The organism is Granulosicoccus sp. 3-233, from assembly GCF_052681095.1.
Map to the genome: position 1 here is coordinate 312,103 of NZ_JBQYLE010000003.1, position 16,076 is coordinate 328,178.

Below are 16,076 nucleotides of genomic sequence, written 5' to 3' on the forward strand. Positions count from 1 at the left end.
GAGGTCAGTCAGTGGCAAGCGTCATGGCAAGAGTACCCTAGTGACACCGCCAGTGTAAGCCTGCAGTGCTTCCGGCACCTCGACACTACCGTCAGCCTGCTGATAGTTCTCCAGTACCGCGATGAGCGTTCTGCCTACAGCCAGTCCCGAGCCATTCAGCGTATGCAGCAATTCGGTCTTGCGAGTTGCCGGATCACGGAAGCGCGCCTGCATGCGGCGTGCCTGGAAATCCGTGCAGTTGCTGATGGAGGAAATCTCCCGATAGGTTGACTGAGCCGGCAACCAGACTTCGATGTCATGCGTCTTGGCCGCGGCAAATCCGATGTCGCCACCACACAGCGTGACAACCCGATACGGCAGACCCAGCTTCTGCAGGATGGTCTCGGCATGACCGGTCATCTGGTCCAGAGCAGCAAACGATTCGTCCGGGTGAACAATCTGCACCATTTCCACCTTTTCGAACTGGTGCTGGCGAATCAGACCTCGTGTATCCCGGCCGTAGGAACCGGCCTCGGAACGGAAGCAGGCACTATGGCAGGTGTAGCGAATCGGCAGATCGGACGCCTCCAGAATCGTATCCCGAACGGTATTGGTCACCGGGACCTCGGATGTGGGGATCAGATAATAATCGCTGCCTTCCGCGCCGGCCTCGGCCTGTGTGGTCGCATCGCCCCAGACCAGCTTGAACAGATCTTCCTCGAATTTCGGCAGCTGACCAGTCCCCTTGAGTGAATCGGCATTGACCACCTGGGGCACGTTGATTTCCGTATAACCGTGTTCGCGAGTATGGGTATCGAGCATCAACTGGATCAGTGCACGATGCAACATCGCCAGTTCACCGCGCATGACCGCAAACCGGGATCCCGTCAATTTCGTGGCTGTCTCGAAATCCAGGGCGCCATGACGAGCACCGATGTCGACATGATCCAGCGGAGTGAAATCGAACTCGCGTGGTGTTCCGACCTTGCGCATTTCCACGTTGTCCGACTCATCACGCCCGGGTGGCACACTGGCGTCCACGATATTCGGCAGGCTCAGCAGGATGGCATCCAGCTGCTCCTGCACGACGGCCAGCTCTTGCTTCGCCTCTTCCAGCTCATTGCCGGTGCGAGTGTTCTCCGCCAGCAGCGGCTCGATATCCTCCCCCCGCGACTTGGCCTGGCCGATGGACTTGGCACGCGCGTTACGTGCAGCCTGCAGCTCCTCACTGCGCTGCTGCAGTTGCTTGCGCTGCTGGTCGAGCGCCGAGATGGCATCCTGATCCAGCGTGAAATTGCGAACACTGAGTCGCTCAGCAACAGCTGGCAAATCGTTCCGGAGCAGTTTGGGGTCGAGCATGCGTTGATTGTTTCTCGAAAACGTCAGTCGGTGAAAAGTTGACGGAGCTGCAGTGCACAGCGCCGCATCGACAGTATATCAGCGCTGTCACTCACTTCCAGTGCAGCCGGGCTTCGTGGTACCGAGCTCGCATGGCGCAATTGCGCGGGTGCAACGCGGGTGCAACGCGGGTGCAACGCGGGTGCATCGCAGATACGGCAAGGACGTTGTGGGGTCAATGTGGTTCGCGCGCATCGGCGGCGCCGTCATGGCCACGAGAGCGAGGTCAGAACACAGAGCGCCCACCGTAACCGACGTTACCGTCAGGTCTGCAGAAACCAGCGAACCAATGCGCTGCCAAGAAACACCGCCAGTAGTGAACCGAAGAGATTCAGCGCCATGTTGAGCAGCGCCATCACCCGGGCTCCCTCTTCGAGCAATCGCAGCGTTTCCACCGAAAAGGTCGAGAAGGTCGTGAAGCCACCAAGAAATCCGACCACGAGCAGCAGCTGTAGCGGTGTGCCGAACAATCCGCGACTCCAGAACCAGGTGGCAATGATGCCTGCCAGCAAGGCTCCGAGAATATTGGCGGTCAGTGTGGCCAACGGAAAGCGCAACAGCTCTCTGGCCATGAGCAGACTGATGGAGTAACGCAGGCACGCTCCCATGGCTCCACCCAGCCCCACGTAGAGGTAATTCATCCCCGGATTCATCGGCATCGACCTTGCATTGACAGCATGAAACTCTAGCGCAATTTCAGCAACACATGATCCCTCGAATCAGCCTGCTGCTTCTGTTGGCCAGCAGCACCGTGGCTCTGGCCCAGCCCTTGTACAAATGGGTCGAACCCGATGGGTCCATTACCTTCTCACCAGAGCCACCTGCCGGTGATATCCGTTACGAGCGCGTTGACTCGCCCGGCGCGGCGGCAGCGCCGACCGATGGCCTGTCTCGCCTGTCCGCCAATGAGGGCAAGAGCTTGCCGGCGGCGCGCGATCAATCGCCCGTCAGTCCTGACAAATCCTTGCCTCGAGTCGAGTACGCTCCCGGAAACGCCGGTGATCTGCCACCGGCCATCAGCCGATCTCGCCAGCAAGCTGCCCGCAGTGCCAGCCTGAGCCCTGTCAACAGCGCGCTGGCAATAAGTCAAGCCGGTGGTTCGGATTCGACACAAGCCGGACAGACGGATGAAGGCCTGGCAGCCAGCATCAGCGCAGCAAGCTTCAAGCGGAGCCGTTGTCAGGACCTGAAAAAGAGAGTCACATCGCTGGAACGGCGTCTGCAGTCACGCCTGACCCCGGAAGACATGGACAACACGGTCATCCACATGGCGCGATACCAGCAAAGCTTCGATCAGTACTGCGCACAGTAATCATCAGCCGCCATGGCCGGTGTGTCCTGTCGGTCACCGAACTGATGGCCCTGCCTCAGACAATAGGCAAGCCATCGATTCAGAAACCGGTTCAGACGTCGCCCCTCCTCCAGGTCTCGGGTACGCCGGACCTCGATTCGCCCCTCCGGCATGAGACCGCTCATGACCTCGCAGGAACGCGCATCGTGATAGAGACGAATGCTGAGATCAGGTTCCCGCTCCTTGCGCCCACGCGCACTGTTCGAGGAAAACCGGTAGCTCAGCTTGAAGGTCGACGTATAGCGGCTGTGCTCCAGCTCACTGAGCTCCAGCGTCAGGGTACCAGGAGCCGTTGACAGGAAGGCTCCTCTGCCCATTTGCCTCAGTTCCGGTGCCAGCAGCCGCATGAGCATGTAGTTCTGCTCGTACAAGTCCATCAGTGCGGAGAATCGACCGCTGTTTCGCGGCTTGTGAAGTAGAGTGCTGTACATCGGGCGTATTATGGTGGGCCAGTGAGATCAGTTCAAACAAATAATTCGCACTACAGCCAGGCAAACTGCACTCAATCCGCTAAATCAGACACATTCGCTTGTAATACCGTCAGAATGACAGCATATTGTGTGCGTCAGAATCGGTCTGAATGTTGCTGTCAAGGTCCGCAAGCTTGCAGCGGGCGGTAATTTAGTGATAATGGCGACCAGTAAACACCCTGACGATGCACCTACTGATGAAGGCAAACCAGAGATTTAATGGCTAAAGAAGAACCCATAGAGATGGAAGGCGTGGTTGTTGATACGCTTCCCAACACCATGTTCCGAGTGGAACTGGAAAACGGACATATTGTTACGGCTCATATATCCGGCAAGATGCGCAAGCACTACATCCGCATCCTTACCGGTGACAAGGTCACTGTCCAGATGACTCCGTACGATCTGAGCAAAGGTCGGATCACGTATCGTAGCCGTTAGATCAGCTACCCTACCGAATTCCGGAAGGCCATCAAACACATTCAAGTGTTTGATGGCCTTCTCGTTTGCGTGCCCGGAACAGACTGCCCGCCCCGTCTGAAGAATGAACGAGTGGCCCAGTCGCCAGACAGCGATCGCTGCCTGTCAACCTGAGCCGGGATCCTGCCACGGTCAGACCGTGGCTTCCTTGTTGCTCTCCTTGCTCTCGAATTCGAAGGCAAGATTCCCCTTTTCGTCGAGTATGACATTCACTCGACCACCACGACTGAGCTTGCCGAACAGAATCTCATCGGCCAGATGCTTCTTGACGTTCTCGCTGATCAGACGCGACATCGGACGTGCGCCCATGCGGGCATCGAATCCGTGCTCTGCCAGCCAGGCCTTGGCTTCATCGTTGAAGTCGATGGACACGTTCTTCTCTTCCAGCTGAGCTTCCAGTTCGATGATGAACTTGTCGACGACGTTCAGGATGATGCTCTTGTCCAGCGGCTTGAACTGGATGATGCCGTCCAGACGATTCCGGAATTCCGGAGTGAACAACTTGTTGACGGCTTCATTACCATCGCTGGTGTGATCCTGCTGCGTGAATCCCATGGTCGTTCTGGAAATCGATTCGGCACCGGCATTGGTCGTCATGACCAGAATGATGTTGCGAAAATCGGCCTTGCGACCGTTGTTGTCTGTCAGGGTCCCATGGTCCATGACCTGCAGCAGCAGATTGAAGACATCGGGGTGAGCCTTCTCGATTTCATCAAGCAGTACCACGGCATGCGGGTTCTGAATGACGGCATCGGTCAGCAAGCCACCCTGATCGTAGCCGACATAACCCGGAGGCGCGCCGATCAATCGGGACACGGTATGACGCTCCATGTACTCGGACATGTCGAAGCGAATCAGCTCGATGCCCATGATATTGGCCAATTGCTTGGTGACTTCCGTCTTGCCCACACCCGTTGGACCGGCAAACATGAAACTGCCTATCGGCTTGTCTTCAGGCCCGAGCCCGGAGCGCGACATCTTGATGGCAGCCCCCAGAGAATCGATGGCCTCGTCCTGACCGAACACCAGCATGCGCAGGTCGCGTGCCAGCGTTTTCAGCTTGTCCGTGTCCGTTGAAGAAACACTCTTCTCGGGGATACGTGCAATCTTGGCCACGATGGCCTCGATGTCCTTGACCGTGATCTGTTTCTTGCCCTTGGTGGAAACACCCTTCACCCGATGATTGGCACCGGCCTCATCTATCACGTCAATGGCCTTGTCCGGCAGGAAACGATCATTGATGTACCTACCGGACAGCTCAGCGGCGGTCTTCAGCGCATTATTGGAGTACTTGACCTCATGAAATTCCTCGTAACGGGACTTGAGCCCCTTGAGAATCTCGTAGGTCTGATCGACCGAGGGTTCCACCACATCGATTTTCTGGAAACGTCTTGACAGCGCTCGGTCCTTCTCGAAGATGCCGCGATACTCCTGATAGGTAGTCGACCCGATGCACTTGAGCTCACCGGTCGCCAACATGGGCTTGATCAGATTGGATGCATCCATGACACCACCCGAGGCAGCACCGGCTCCGATGATGGTGTGGATCTCATCGATGAACAGGATGGCACCGGGTTCCTTCTTGAGCTGATTGAGAATGCCCTTGAGCCGCTTCTCGAAGTCTCCCCGATACTTGGTACCAGCTACCAGGGCTCCCAGATCGAGCGAATAGATGATGGAATCTGCCAGCACTTCGGGCACTTCGCCATCCACGATGCGCTTGGCCAGTCCTTCGGCGATGGCTGTCTTGCCGACGCCGGCCTCACCGACCAGCAGAGGATTGTTCTTTCTGCGACGGCACAGGACCTGGGACGCTCGTTCGACTTCGTGATCGCGACCGATCAGCGGATCGATTTCACCCGCCTGGGCCTTCGCATTCAGGTTGGTCGCAAACTTGTCCAGTGGCTTGGCATCGGATTCGCCCTCTTCACCCGAATACTCGGATGTGGTTTCGTCCGTTTCCTCCGGCTCTTCCTGGGAGTTCTTGGCGATACCGTGAGAGATGTAATTGACCACATCGAGACGGGTGATGTTCTGCTTGTTGAGCAGGTACACCGTTTGCGAATCCTGTTCGCCGAAGATGGCAACCAGTACATTGGCACCGGTCACTTCCTTCTTGCCTGAGCTCTGTACATGGAATACGGCTCTTTGCAGGACTCGCTGGAAGCCCAGGGTCGGCTGGGTTTCGCGCGTATCGTTCTCGTCCAGTAACGGCGTGTTGACGTCGACAAAGCTGTCGAGTTCATCACGCAATGTTTCCAGGTCTCCACCGCAGGCTCTCAGTACCTGTGCTGCGGTGGGATTATCGATCAGGGCGAGCAGAAGATGCTCAACCGTCATGAATTCAAAGCGACGGGCGCGCGCTTCCTTGAACGCGTTGTTTAGGGTGAATTCGAGCTCTTTACTCAGCATGTTGGATCGTCCACTCTGGATACTTCGTTTCGTTGCAGCCCTCTGGCGGACACTGCCCTGCCAGATTGCTCGTAGTTACGCCTTTTCCATTTCGCACAACAGTGGATGCTTACGCTCCCTTGCCAACTGGGTTACCTGGGCAACCTTGGTCTCGGCAATTTCCCTCGTAAACACGCCACACACACCCTTCCCTTTCTGATGAACATGCAGCATGACCCTGGTGGCCTGCTCCTTGTCCAGCTTGAAAAACACCTGCAGCACTTCAACGACAAACTCCATCGGTGTGTAATCGTCGTTCAGCAACACCACTTTCCACAGCGGTGGTTTCGCGATTTTCGGTTTGGCAGTCTCAACCGCTAGTCCGCCTTCCCTGTTTTTGTCTTCTTCACTCATCTACTAGTTCCACGAGATCGAATGCTCTGCCTCAAGATCAGCCCTTCACCAACAATATACGACTTATATCAGGGACTGGTCTCGCGATCACGCTTGGCTGAAGGATCGCAATATTCATACCCCAACATCATGGTGCCGGAAATACGTAACTCAATTGTCGGGTTTCTTACGATTTCCCGAGTGACAAATTACCCTGCCACCCGGGAAAAGTGTAGTCCCGCTGGCGCCGAGGAAAAGTGAATTGCCACAATTTTCTCCACTCCATGAATACCTGTTCGCACCGTAGAGATTCATGCGCCGACACGCTGCGCACGAGAGAAAATCGGGTGAAGGGCCTTTGCGCGACCGGTACAAGGCTGGTGCGGCAGCAGGCTGCGTGCGCCTGACGGCCTCTCGGATTCGCTCGGATTCGCTCGGATTCGCTCGGATTCGCTCGGAGGCGCTCGGAGGCGCTCGGACCGCAAGGGATATCGTGATTCTTCAAACGGTACGAGTAATTGCCTGACCCTGGATCAAGGCTTGCTGTTCAGGCCAAACTCTACAGAGCACCCTTGCCACGGTTGCGACGCAGTTTACTGCGCAGGCGAGAACTGACGATGCCGGCAGACTCTTCCGGCTCGTCCACCGACGCCGATTGTCCGGTTGATTCGGCCTCAGTCTGCATGGAGGCAGCCTGGAAGGCTGCGGCACCACGCATGCCGGTACGACGGCCCGTCCGGGGGCATCTGACAGAGCTTGTCAGATCCGGCTCTGGTTCATCACTGGCTGCGGATCTTGCCCGTCGATCGCCACGCGTCCCGTTGCCACTGTCGGCGAAGGCATTGGTTCGGTCTGCAACGGGGTTCCGGGCGGCTTCGGCGACGATCATCTTCTGTTTCAACACCTGCATGACGACCAGATAGGCCCAGAAATAGGCCGTGAAATTCAGCGACACCGCCCGCGATCCGAATACACAGACCACGGCATAACACGCCGTGGCAGCCGCTCCCCCTATCCCGATGGCTTTGATGAAACGGTCCTGCTCATTACTCGCATGCAAACGCCCCAGATTGAAGCTGTAGCCGAGTATCAGCAGAAACAGAGCCAGAGCAGGCAGCCCCATCTGAGAGCCGATATACAGATACATGCTGTGCGGATCACTCTCCTTGACGGCAATTTCGGTGTAATCCTCCTTCAGATACGGAAAGCCCTTGAACCCCTTGCCGAGTACCGGACTTTCAAGAATCATCTGTGCGCCAGCTCGCCACATGACCAGGCGTGTTTCCGAACTCTTGTCAAGTTTTTCTTCTTCAGGAATGGAAGAATCGGCATCAGGATGCGTGAGGCTGTCCATGCGGGCCAGGATCGAGTCCGGAATCAGACTCGGGAACACCAGCAGAAAACACATGACCAGCGTCAGCCAGAACGCCAGGAAACCTCGCCCCTTGAACCATCCCGCCATGAAACCGCCGGCCACCATCGCCAGATAGGCACCACGGGAGAAAGTCGTGATCAGGACCTTGGCCGTCAGCAGAAAGTAAGGTGTCAACAACCAGGCACGCAAATCCTTGATATAAATGAAGAAAATGGCAACCAGCGGCAACAGGGTATAGGCAACGAAGCCCCCGAAGTTGTTGGACTGCAAATGGGGGCCTTCGATACGGCTCTTTTCGATGGTCGACCGCCCCATCTTCTCCAGCATCTCAGGCACCGAATACAGTACGACCAGGACGGAACCGATCAGCATGTAGACAACACAGCGTTTGGCCGACTCCACGTCGCGCACGCACATGAGCACGATGAAATAGAAAATGAACTGATCGATCCAGGCCTTGTAGCTGAGAATCTCGTTGTAGAGAAAATAGGTACGCCCACCCGGCAACAGCGAAATGGTTACCACCGACAGTGCAGTCACCACGCCGAAAATGGCCACCAGAGCGGTGCCGGGCGGCCAGTCGTTGAGCTTCTGCCGCAGTGTCGAGGCACGCAGCAAGGCGGCAAACAGCCCCAGTAGAACCAGCATGTTGGTACCGTTGACACCTGGCGCCAAAGGCACAACGAATACCTTGGAAAATGGCAGGTAGATGATCATGCAGGCCAGCACCAGCTCGACCCCCTTGAGCGCACTGAGCCCGACAATCAGGCCCAGACCCAGCGCAATGGGATAGAGGATCGAGGAAGGCCAGTTACCACCGGTCAGGGTAATTGCCATGACCAGTACCGCCGGCATTGAAAGAAACATCAGAACCGGTTTCAAGCCTTCCAGCTTGGGCCAGCCGGAAATCACTTCGATCTTCTCTGACTCTACCCGCTCGATTCGTCGCGCACGACGAGACGCCTTGCGCTGCACCCGTGACGATCCGCCAGCTCCCCTGAGACCTGGTCGTGCGTCACGATCCACCTCGGGCTCTCCTGCCTCGGCAGAACGGCGCTGGCGTCGTGCCTTGCCGAACATGTCCCCGTCTTCCGGGAACTCGTCTTCAGCGGACTGAAAGGGATTTGTAGAGGCCATGATAAAGCCGGTTGCCCAATACGCGTCTCAGCAATGCCTTGGCCTGACTGCGACGTCGGTGATCTGTGTAATACGTCTCATCCGGTCCGATCATGCGAGCAAACTCCTCGAGCGTCGTCGAGCGCCGAATGGCAACCCGTTCAATCGGTTGCCTGCGGTTCTGCACCAGCAATTGCCGATCGTCTTCCGTCCTGGCGTCATCCTGGACGAAACTCCGAATGTGCTCTACGATACCAATTTCGGAGCCATACCACTGCCAATACCCTGTGTCTTTCAGTAAATTCAGCGTATTGTCATTGTATCGGCCACCGGGGAAAGAAATTGATCGGCATTCCCGGGTCGTCATGCGCTCGAGTTGCTGACGACTCTCGAGCAGCTCCTCACGAAGTTCGTTCTCGTCCAGATCATCCAGAAATCGATGGGTGACACCGTGGCTTCCCACTGACATGCCCGGCATGGCTGCCAGCGCGGCCAGCTGCACGCTGTCCATGAACCCCGGACGCTTGCCGATGAATTCACTGGTAACGAAGAATATCGCTGGCAGACCCCGTTCGACAAGCAAAGGGGCTGCAATCTCCAGATTGCTCAGATGCCCGTCATCGAAAGTGATGACCACATCCGGCTCTTCAGACTGATCGAACAGCCCGACACGTTTGCCCTGCAGACTGTCCAGCTGTCGAATGAAGTTCTCTTCACTGACCGCATAGGGCAGATCTTCCTGATCGATGGCCGACGTGTCGTCGTCTCGATACAGGGCGTGATACATGAGCACAACACTCATGAGGTCTTCCAGCGAACGGCACGACGCCCATGCAGTGATTGCCAGGCGCCGACCACGGCTGCTGCATTCAGTTGCAGAAAGATCTTGATGACGTTCGAGAGTTTGTTTCTCATACCCAGAAAGCCCAGAAGTCCAAGCCCATAGAAGCCAAGCTGGCAGAACAGCATGACGTGCAGAAAGGCCGTATCGCCGACACAACTGGCCAGCAGTGCCAGGAACATGGCGTACGGTACCAGCAAGCGACAAACCTTGTGCGACAGAAACTGCCACCAGACGGGATTGCGACGTGGATCGAACAACCAGGGGTGTCGGGCGAAGGATTGGAAGTTTCCAGCCAGCGTCCTGACCTTGCGGCGAAATTCCCTTGCCGAATCCGCTTCGGCCTGGTCGAATATCTGCGCTCCCGGCTCCAGCACCGTGCGTTTGCCCCGGCTCAGTAGCGATACAGGAGTGTCGAAATCATCCAGCAGTGTGTCTGTCGGCAATGGACTGTAGTCGCTTCGCCTTATCGCATACAGCGCTCCGGTCGCCCCGGTGGTCGAGAACAGCCGGCTTTCATTGTCACGTATCCATTTTTCATAACGCCAGTACAGGCCGACATTGCTGGCTTCCTCGCCCAGATCATCGTGCAATACCAGCTCACCACTGACCGCCCCGATATCCGGCTCTGTCAGTCGGTCCACCAGCGCGCGGATTGCCGAGGGTGCGACACTCTGACGGGCGTCCATGAAGACGATGACATCGCCACTGGCATTGGCAACGCCCAGGTTCAGCGCTGTCGGCTTGCCAGCGGCCGTTGCATAATGATGGAGGTGCCAACGAGGCCGTTCCTCACAGGCTTGCCTCAGCAACGGCACGGTACCGTCACTGGAGCCATCGGAAACAAACAGGCATTCCAGTCGCTCCCTCGGGTAATCCAGTGCGTCCAGCGAGGCGATCTTGTTGGGCAGATTGCGCACTTCATTGTGGGCCGCAATCACGATGCTGACCGATACGGCTCCCTCTGGCGTGTCGTTGTCCTCGCTCCTCGTTTGCCTCTTGTCGACCAGGGGCACACGCCTTGCGCGCCAATGCAGCAGCAATGGAAAGATGACATAGGTGTACAGACAGAAGAACAGGGCAATCAGAAACAGCAACGTCATGATCACACCCACCTTGTCCTGGCCAGCAGCTTGTCGCTGGACCACTGCCTGACTCCCGCGTCGACAAACCACATCAGCAACAGCAGTACGGCCGTTCCGAACGCCCCCTTGCACAGGAAATTGGCCAGGTCGGAGTGCAGATCGATGACGCTGAGCAGCGCAAAGATGACCACACTGGCGAGCAACATGATTGCCGGTGCCTTCAGTCTGACGGGAAACGTCACGTAGCGGAATGCACTGCCGGTAACCCCGGCCATGAAGATCACATAGGAGATGATGGTCACGATTGCTGCCCCGGTAATACCGAAGCGTGGTATGAGCAGTACATTCAATGCCAGGTTGGTAACGGTCGCTACCAGGCTCCAGAGCATCAGCAGTTTGGTGTTCTTGAAGATATACAGACCAGCGGCGAGGAAATGCATGGCACCTTCCAGCCAGAAACTGATGGCAACATAGGGAATGATCACGGTACCCGGGCTGTACTTGTCACCGGCCAGAAATCCGAGCAGGTAGGGGCTGGTGATCGAGAACATGGCAATGAACGGGATACCGACCACCATGTACATGCGGAAGCCGTCCGACAGGAACTGCTGGGTGGGCTCCTTGCCCTGAGATTCCCACATCTGCATGTAGGCCGGTTTCACGGCCTGCATCAAGGCTGCAAGAATGATGATGTCGATATAGGAAGTCAGGTTGTAGGACGCAGAATACTGGCCCAATGCACTGACACCCAACAGGGCTTCTATCAGATACCGATCGCTGAGGCGCAACACCAGACCCAGAGATTCCAGCATCATCAGCGGCAGACCATAGATCAGCATGGCCTTGCCCAGTTTCAGCGAGACATCCTTCAAGCGAAACTGGAAATCCGGCCGGTACTGCCAGGCGGCATAGAAGACTCCCAGCGATTCGGCCACCATCAGGCAGGCGATGACCGTCCACGGGTTCAGATCCGCCGCGAACAACACCAGCAGTATCAGCGTCAGATTCAGAAAACGGGCGATGCTCTGGGAGATCGCCACGTCTGCGCTGCGCTGCTGTGCGCGCAGGAAATTCATGACCCCACTTCCCAGCAGGCGAATGAACACGATGAATGACGCCAGCAGAAACAGCGAAGGAATATTCTCGTACTGCAATACCGCAGGAAGCACGAAAAATCCGCAGACAAGCCACAAGAGTGTCGCACTGCTGGCAAAACTGAAGAAAATCATGCTGACGGTGCTGTTCATCTGACCGACAGTGAAATCGATATTGCCGTTCTTGATCTGGGCAAAGAAGCGGATGACAGCGTGCTGTACTCCGAGCTTGCCCACGGCAATGCACAGGGTCAGACTCGACGTGATCAGCCCGACAATACCGTACTCTGCCACGCTGAGGTTGCGTGTCAGTACCGGGAAGCTGATCAGACCCACGACCGCGGAAAAGACCCCGGCGGATGCGTAGTTTCTCAAATGCTGGAACATGCCGACTGCGGCCATCGTTCTGTTTTCGCTCAGGCTGTCAGATACAGATCACGCAGCTCCGACAGCGGTACGAACCGTGCGCCTTCGTCAGCGCACCACTGCAAGGCGGCCTGCATGTCATCGATGTAACGCCTGACATCAGACTGGCTTTGTGGGTAGGGAGAGGCCTTCTCGATGACCTCCATGGAGTGGAACATCATGTTGATACTGAGAATTCGTCGCCGGGAATGTCGCTTCATCTGGTAACGGACGACTTCCTTCATCTGCGCAACCGACGCAAACCAGGGACGGAACCACCTGGGATCCCTGAACAGTCGCGGCTTGACCGACACCGGGACTTCCAGCAATGCCTGTGGCGATGCAGGCCCGGGTTCGATGATGGTACCGGGGGCAGGGAAATACGGTTGCTCCGGCGCCTTGCGAAAATCCACGGTGGCATTGGGCTCACTCCAGCGCAGATGAGGGGTCACACTGGTATCAACCTTGTACCCCAGGCGTTGCAGACTGTCGATGGACTGTGCCGCTGCCCCATAACGTCCCGCACGGAAACTGGTTGGCGAATGGCCGAGTTTCTCCTCGAACAGTCTGGTCAGATTCTCCAGCTTGCGATACTCCACCTCTGCCGAGCTGGCGCACTGAAAGTCGGGACTGTCCACTCCGGCATAGTCGAAGAATTTCTTTTCAGGCTCGATGAAGGCTGCGTGCAGATGCGTACCGTATTCATGGTCGCCTGGCAGTGAGCGCAGGGCTGCAACACTGGCAGCGTCTTCCAGCACTTCAACCGTCAGCAGATAGGTCGGTATGGCTCCCACTTCGGCAAAGGCCGGCTGCAGGCGGTTTGGCAAGCCTTCGGTAATCGATTCGAATGCCAGAGGGTTGGATCTGACCCAGTTCGGATCATGATCGCACTCGGTATCGATGGATATGGTAACCACCATCTGTTCGATACTGTTTCCAGCCATCATCGAGTACTCATGGCAGATGACCTGTCCTGGTGATGATAGAGCTCGAGCAGTTCGTCAACGACACGGTCAAAACCGAATCGAGCGACGATCAGATCTCTTCCGGACAGAGCCACCTTGTGACGCAGCTCGGGCTCATCGATCAAACGGTTCAACTGCCGGGACAGCTGTTCATCATCACCTACCTTGAACAGCAAGCCTGTCACACCCTGCTCGACCAGATCGTTGTTACCACCGATATCGGATGCCACGACAGGTCGCTGCTCCACCATCGCCTCCATGACCGAGTTGGGCAACCCTTCCGCGAAGGATGGCTGGACGTATATATCCAGACTTCTGAAGAAACTCGCCGTATCCTCGATCGTTCCCATCCACTCGATCTGCGCGGCTACCCCAAGTGCTTCAGCCTGTGCCTGCAGAGCATCCAGGGTTTCACCACTTCCGGCTATCCGCAGAAGCAGATTGCGCCTTGGATTCGCTCGCGAGGTGCGGGCAAAGGCCTCAAGCAGCACATGGACCCCCTTGACCTCACGCAGGCGACCGCAATAACCGATGACCAGCGTCTGCCCGTCGGTCGCTGGCTGCGGTGGCTGGCTGGTATCGATGCCATTTGGCACGAAGCGGATCTGTTCATCCCGAAAGCCGGCCTCCAGCAGCTTCTCGCGCGTCTGATCACTGATGGTCTGCACGTAATCGACCTGTCGCAATCCCATCCGGATCAGGAAGTTGAGCGGCATGAAACGCCGGCGCTGATCCAGCACTCCACCTTCGAATTCGTAGAATCCCGATATCTTCGTCGTGACCGGCAAACCCGTCCAGCGTCGCACGTATCCGGCAGAGGCGGCCAGCAAATGCGTGATATGTATGTGCAGCGCATCAAACTGCTTGCGATTGGCCATGAGATAACGGGCAAACCAGACCATCAGGACCAGCGACCCGATCCAGCGAATATGCGGATAATCCACCCGCTTGACGGTAAAGCCGTGATAGGTCTCTTCCATTGACTGGCTGGTCAATACCCTGGGGGTCACGAACTCGACATGAGCACCTCGCTCACGCAGCGCAACAGCCAGCTTCAATGCCTGACTTTCAGCGCCACCGAGCCCGGGAAAGCGACTGTCAACGGCAAACAGCAGACGCAGGCCTGTCAGCGAACCGTTCTTGCCCGTCTGTTCCGCAGTTGCACTGTCAGTGGCCATGTCGGCCATGCTTCGGCTGCAGGCAACGGCTCGCTGCGCGGCATTTCCGACACTGTCGGATGCATCTGTCAGGCGATCTCCTGAAGTCATTGCAACAAGGATTTCAGTTCAACCGTCAGATCCTGACTGGCGCGTGACGGCGGTGCCCAACGCAGACCGATGGTCAGACGATTTTCGGTCACATCAACGTCCTCCTCCACTCGCGAAATGACATCACCGCCAGCGGTCGATACGGTGTTGAATCGCGTCAGAACGCCGGATGCGGAATCATGCACCACGCCGCCTTCCAGTTCGAAGCTGCGGCTCAGGCGATAGATCAGCAGGGCCGAGGCCAGCACCGAATCCGTTTCGTCGTTGCGGTTGTCATATGTCTGACGCTCATAGCTGATTGCCAGCTCGGTCCGTAAACGGGTGCTCAAGCGCTGCGACAGGGACCCGTAGGCAAAACTCTGCAATTGATCTTCACTATCTTCGCTGACCAGCACGGTCGAATCGATACCCAGCAACTGGTAGTCCTGCTGCGCAACGGCCAGGCCAAGATCGAGACTGGTATCGGTCGCCTGGAAGGAGTAGCCGACATCCAGACGGGTTTCCTCGAAAAAGCCGGCTACCTCGGGTCGCACGCCTACGGCCGTGCCACCACTGCCGATCAGACTCTCCACCGTGCTCAGAGTCTGGTCATTCAGATCCCGGCTCAGGCTGGCGGAAACAGAGGTCATGGGACCCAGCTGCCGAATGGCTCGCAGTCTAGCATTCAGACCATTCAGTGATTCCTCGTCGGTATCGTAGCGAGTCACGCCCAGTTCGCCGTAGAGTTCGAGAAAACCGCGTGCTCGATTGACATAGGCGGCTACCGTTGATCGATTGAAATCACCTTCCTGGCGAATATCGGGGTTCTCGGACTCTTCAGGCAGATCGGTGAAGACATTGCCGGCTCTCACACCGAAATAGCTGCCGGGTGTGGTGTCACGCTCGTAGCTGGCATTTGCCGTGTAGAGTGTTTCCAGATCTTCGTTTTCCTCGGTCTGGTTGACGTAAAGCAATCGGGCCCGAGTGCGACTGCGACCGGGAACATCGTACTCGAAGCTGGGCCCTGTCACGAAGACATTGCGGCGATCGATATCCGTATCGTCGATGGTCTGCACGGCATTGTCGGTGCGCACGCCACCCAGGATGTCGCCCACATACCAGCGCCAGGAACGCGGTGTCAGGGAGAATTCGGCTGCGCCGAGGAATCGGGTCAGTGTATCGAAGGAAGAGTCATCTTCGGAGACGTCACTGCGCGTGTCGATCTCGCCCGTGAAGGCCGCATTCACCAACCGGCTGCGCTGCTCTCCGTACACACCCAGCACCGCACCCACTGTCTGCCCGTCCTCTTCATCGGGACTGTTGACGCTGTTGATATTGTCGCTCTGTTCCAGCGTCAGCCGCCCCTCGAAGCCCAGATCCAGAGACCAGGCGGCACCTGGAAACAGAACGGCGAGAAACATGGCGGGCAACCATGCGGGACATGATTTGTGCTCAGACAAGATCACACACTTCCATAGGGAGGGGTTGG

General features: G+C 57.0%; 14 protein-coding genes. 2 read left to right on the plus strand and 12 right to left on the minus strand.

Annotated features, from left to right (window positions below):
• Positions 1 to 21 precede the first annotated feature (21 nt).
• Complete coding sequence (gene serS / locus ACUNV4_RS10685) at positions 22 to 1,338, minus strand: serine--tRNA ligase (protein ID WP_430878531.1); 1,317 nt, start codon at positions 1,336 to 1,338, stop codon at positions 22 to 24.
• 302 nt (positions 1,339 to 1,640) lie between these two features.
• On the minus strand, positions 1,641 to 2,018 hold the full coding sequence (crcB, locus tag ACUNV4_RS10690) for a fluoride efflux transporter CrcB (RefSeq protein ID WP_430878532.1): 378 nt from the start codon (positions 2,016 to 2,018) through the stop codon (positions 1,641 to 1,643).
• A gap of 65 nt (positions 2,019 to 2,083) precedes the next feature.
• On the opposite strand from crcB, the gene ACUNV4_RS10695 reads away from it, so the two are divergent.
• Positions 2,084 to 2,689, plus strand: coding sequence for a DUF4124 domain-containing protein (locus ACUNV4_RS10695; RefSeq protein ID WP_430878533.1), 606 nt, complete (start codon positions 2,084 to 2,086; stop codon positions 2,687 to 2,689).
• On the opposite strand, the gene ACUNV4_RS10700 is transcribed toward ACUNV4_RS10695, so the two are convergent.
• Positions 2,671 to 3,159, minus strand: a complete 489-nt coding sequence (locus ACUNV4_RS10700; protein ID WP_430878534.1) for a DUF1249 domain-containing protein — start codon at positions 3,157 to 3,159, stop codon at positions 2,671 to 2,673. The two genes, ACUNV4_RS10695 and ACUNV4_RS10700, sit on opposite strands and share 19 nt — an antisense overlap.
• Before the next feature lie 258 nt (positions 3,160 to 3,417).
• On the opposite strand from ACUNV4_RS10700, the gene infA reads away from it, so the two are divergent.
• Positions 3,418 to 3,636 (plus strand): translation initiation factor IF-1, encoded by a 219-nt coding sequence (gene infA, locus ACUNV4_RS10705; RefSeq protein WP_430878535.1) that lies wholly within the window; start codon positions 3,418 to 3,420, stop codon positions 3,634 to 3,636.
• Between the two features lie 171 nt (positions 3,637 to 3,807).
• Here infA and clpA read toward each other — a convergent pair whose 3' ends face one another.
• The 9 genes from clpA to ACUNV4_RS10750 form a co-directional block, all read right to left on the minus strand.
• Entirely contained in the window at positions 3,808 to 6,087 is a 2,280-nt protein-coding gene (gene clpA / locus ACUNV4_RS10710; protein WP_430878536.1) for an ATP-dependent Clp protease ATP-binding subunit ClpA, read from the minus strand.
• A 75-nt stretch (positions 6,088 to 6,162) separates the two neighbouring features.
• The gene (gene clpS / locus ACUNV4_RS10715; RefSeq protein WP_430878537.1) at positions 6,163 to 6,480 is read right to left on the minus strand and encodes an ATP-dependent Clp protease adapter ClpS; all 318 of its coding nucleotides are present in this window, start codon (positions 6,478 to 6,480) and stop codon (positions 6,163 to 6,165) included.
• A gap of 538 nt (positions 6,481 to 7,018) precedes the next feature.
• Positions 7,019 to 8,971 (minus strand): O-antigen ligase family protein, encoded by a 1,953-nt coding sequence (locus ACUNV4_RS10720; RefSeq protein ID WP_430878538.1) that lies wholly within the window; start codon positions 8,969 to 8,971, stop codon positions 7,019 to 7,021.
• On the minus strand, positions 8,940 to 9,752 hold the full coding sequence (locus ACUNV4_RS10725) for a polysaccharide deacetylase family protein (protein WP_430878539.1): 813 nt from the start codon (positions 9,750 to 9,752) through the stop codon (positions 8,940 to 8,942). The genes ACUNV4_RS10720 and ACUNV4_RS10725 overlap by 32 nt, the downstream gene beginning before the upstream one ends.
• The gene (locus tag ACUNV4_RS10730; RefSeq protein ID WP_430878540.1) at positions 9,749 to 10,939 is read right to left on the minus strand and encodes a glycosyltransferase family 2 protein; all 1,191 of its coding nucleotides are present in this window, start codon (positions 10,937 to 10,939) and stop codon (positions 9,749 to 9,751) included. The genes ACUNV4_RS10725 and ACUNV4_RS10730 overlap by 4 nt, the downstream gene beginning before the upstream one ends.
• The gene (locus ACUNV4_RS10735) at positions 10,897 to 12,372 is read right to left on the minus strand and encodes a lipopolysaccharide biosynthesis protein (protein WP_430878541.1); all 1,476 of its coding nucleotides are present in this window, start codon (positions 12,370 to 12,372) and stop codon (positions 10,897 to 10,899) included. Before ACUNV4_RS10735 ends, ACUNV4_RS10730 begins: the two co-directional genes overlap by 43 nt.
• 14 nt (positions 12,373 to 12,386) lie before the next feature.
• On the minus strand, positions 12,387 to 13,319 hold the full coding sequence (locus ACUNV4_RS10740) for a hypothetical protein (protein WP_430878542.1): 933 nt from the start codon (positions 13,317 to 13,319) through the stop codon (positions 12,387 to 12,389).
• Positions 13,319 to 14,608 (minus strand): glycosyltransferase family 4 protein, encoded by a 1,290-nt coding sequence (locus tag ACUNV4_RS10745; protein WP_430878543.1) that lies wholly within the window; start codon positions 14,606 to 14,608, stop codon positions 13,319 to 13,321. The genes ACUNV4_RS10740 and ACUNV4_RS10745 overlap by 1 nt, the downstream gene beginning before the upstream one ends.
• Positions 14,605 to 16,008 carry a hypothetical protein gene (locus ACUNV4_RS10750; protein ID WP_430878544.1) on the minus strand — a complete coding sequence of 468 codons (1,404 nt, stop codon included), beginning with the start codon at positions 16,006 to 16,008 and terminating at the stop codon, positions 14,605 to 14,607. The genes ACUNV4_RS10745 and ACUNV4_RS10750 overlap by 4 nt, the downstream gene beginning before the upstream one ends.
• Positions 16,009 to 16,076: the final 68 nt, after the last annotated feature.

What these genes read in the sequence shown, in the direction of transcription:
- serS (WP_430878531.1), bottom strand. Translation starts at nt 1,338, where the DNA reads ATGCTCGACCCCAAACTGCTCCGGAACGATTTGCCAGCTGTTGCTGAG.
- crcB (WP_430878532.1), bottom strand. Translation starts at nt 2,018, where the DNA reads ATGAATTACCTCTACGTGGGGCTGGGTGGAGCCATGGGAGCGTGCCTG.
- ACUNV4_RS10695 (WP_430878533.1), top strand. Translation starts at nt 2,084, where the DNA reads ATGATCCCTCGAATCAGCCTGCTGCTTCTGTTGGCCAGCAGCACCGTG.
- ACUNV4_RS10700 (WP_430878534.1), bottom strand. Translation starts at nt 3,159, where the DNA reads ATGTACAGCACTCTACTTCACAAGCCGCGAAACAGCGGTCGATTCTCC.
- infA (WP_430878535.1), top strand. Translation starts at nt 3,418, where the DNA reads ATGGCTAAAGAAGAACCCATAGAGATGGAAGGCGTGGTTGTTGATACG.
- clpA (WP_430878536.1), bottom strand. Translation starts at nt 6,087, where the DNA reads ATGCTGAGTAAAGAGCTCGAATTCACCCTAAACAACGCGTTCAAGGAA.
- clpS (WP_430878537.1), bottom strand. Translation starts at nt 6,480, where the DNA reads ATGAGTGAAGAAGACAAAAACAGGGAAGGCGGACTAGCGGTTGAGACT.
- ACUNV4_RS10720 (WP_430878538.1), bottom strand. Translation starts at nt 8,971, where the DNA reads ATGGCCTCTACAAATCCCTTTCAGTCCGCTGAAGACGAGTTCCCGGAA.
- ACUNV4_RS10725 (WP_430878539.1), bottom strand. Translation starts at nt 9,752, where the DNA reads ATGAGTGTTGTGCTCATGTATCACGCCCTGTATCGAGACGACGACACG.
- ACUNV4_RS10735 (WP_430878541.1), bottom strand. Translation starts at nt 12,372, where the DNA reads ATGGCCGCAGTCGGCATGTTCCAGCATTTGAGAAACTACGCATCCGCC.
- ACUNV4_RS10740 (WP_430878542.1), bottom strand. Translation starts at nt 13,319, where the DNA reads ATGGCTGGAAACAGTATCGAACAGATGGTGGTTACCATATCCATCGAT.
- ACUNV4_RS10745 (WP_430878543.1), bottom strand. Translation starts at nt 14,608, where the DNA reads ATGACTTCAGGAGATCGCCTGACAGATGCATCCGACAGTGTCGGAAAT.
- ACUNV4_RS10750 (WP_430878544.1), bottom strand. Translation starts at nt 16,008, where the DNA reads ATGTTTCTCGCCGTTCTGTTTCCAGGTGCCGCCTGGTCTCTGGATCTG.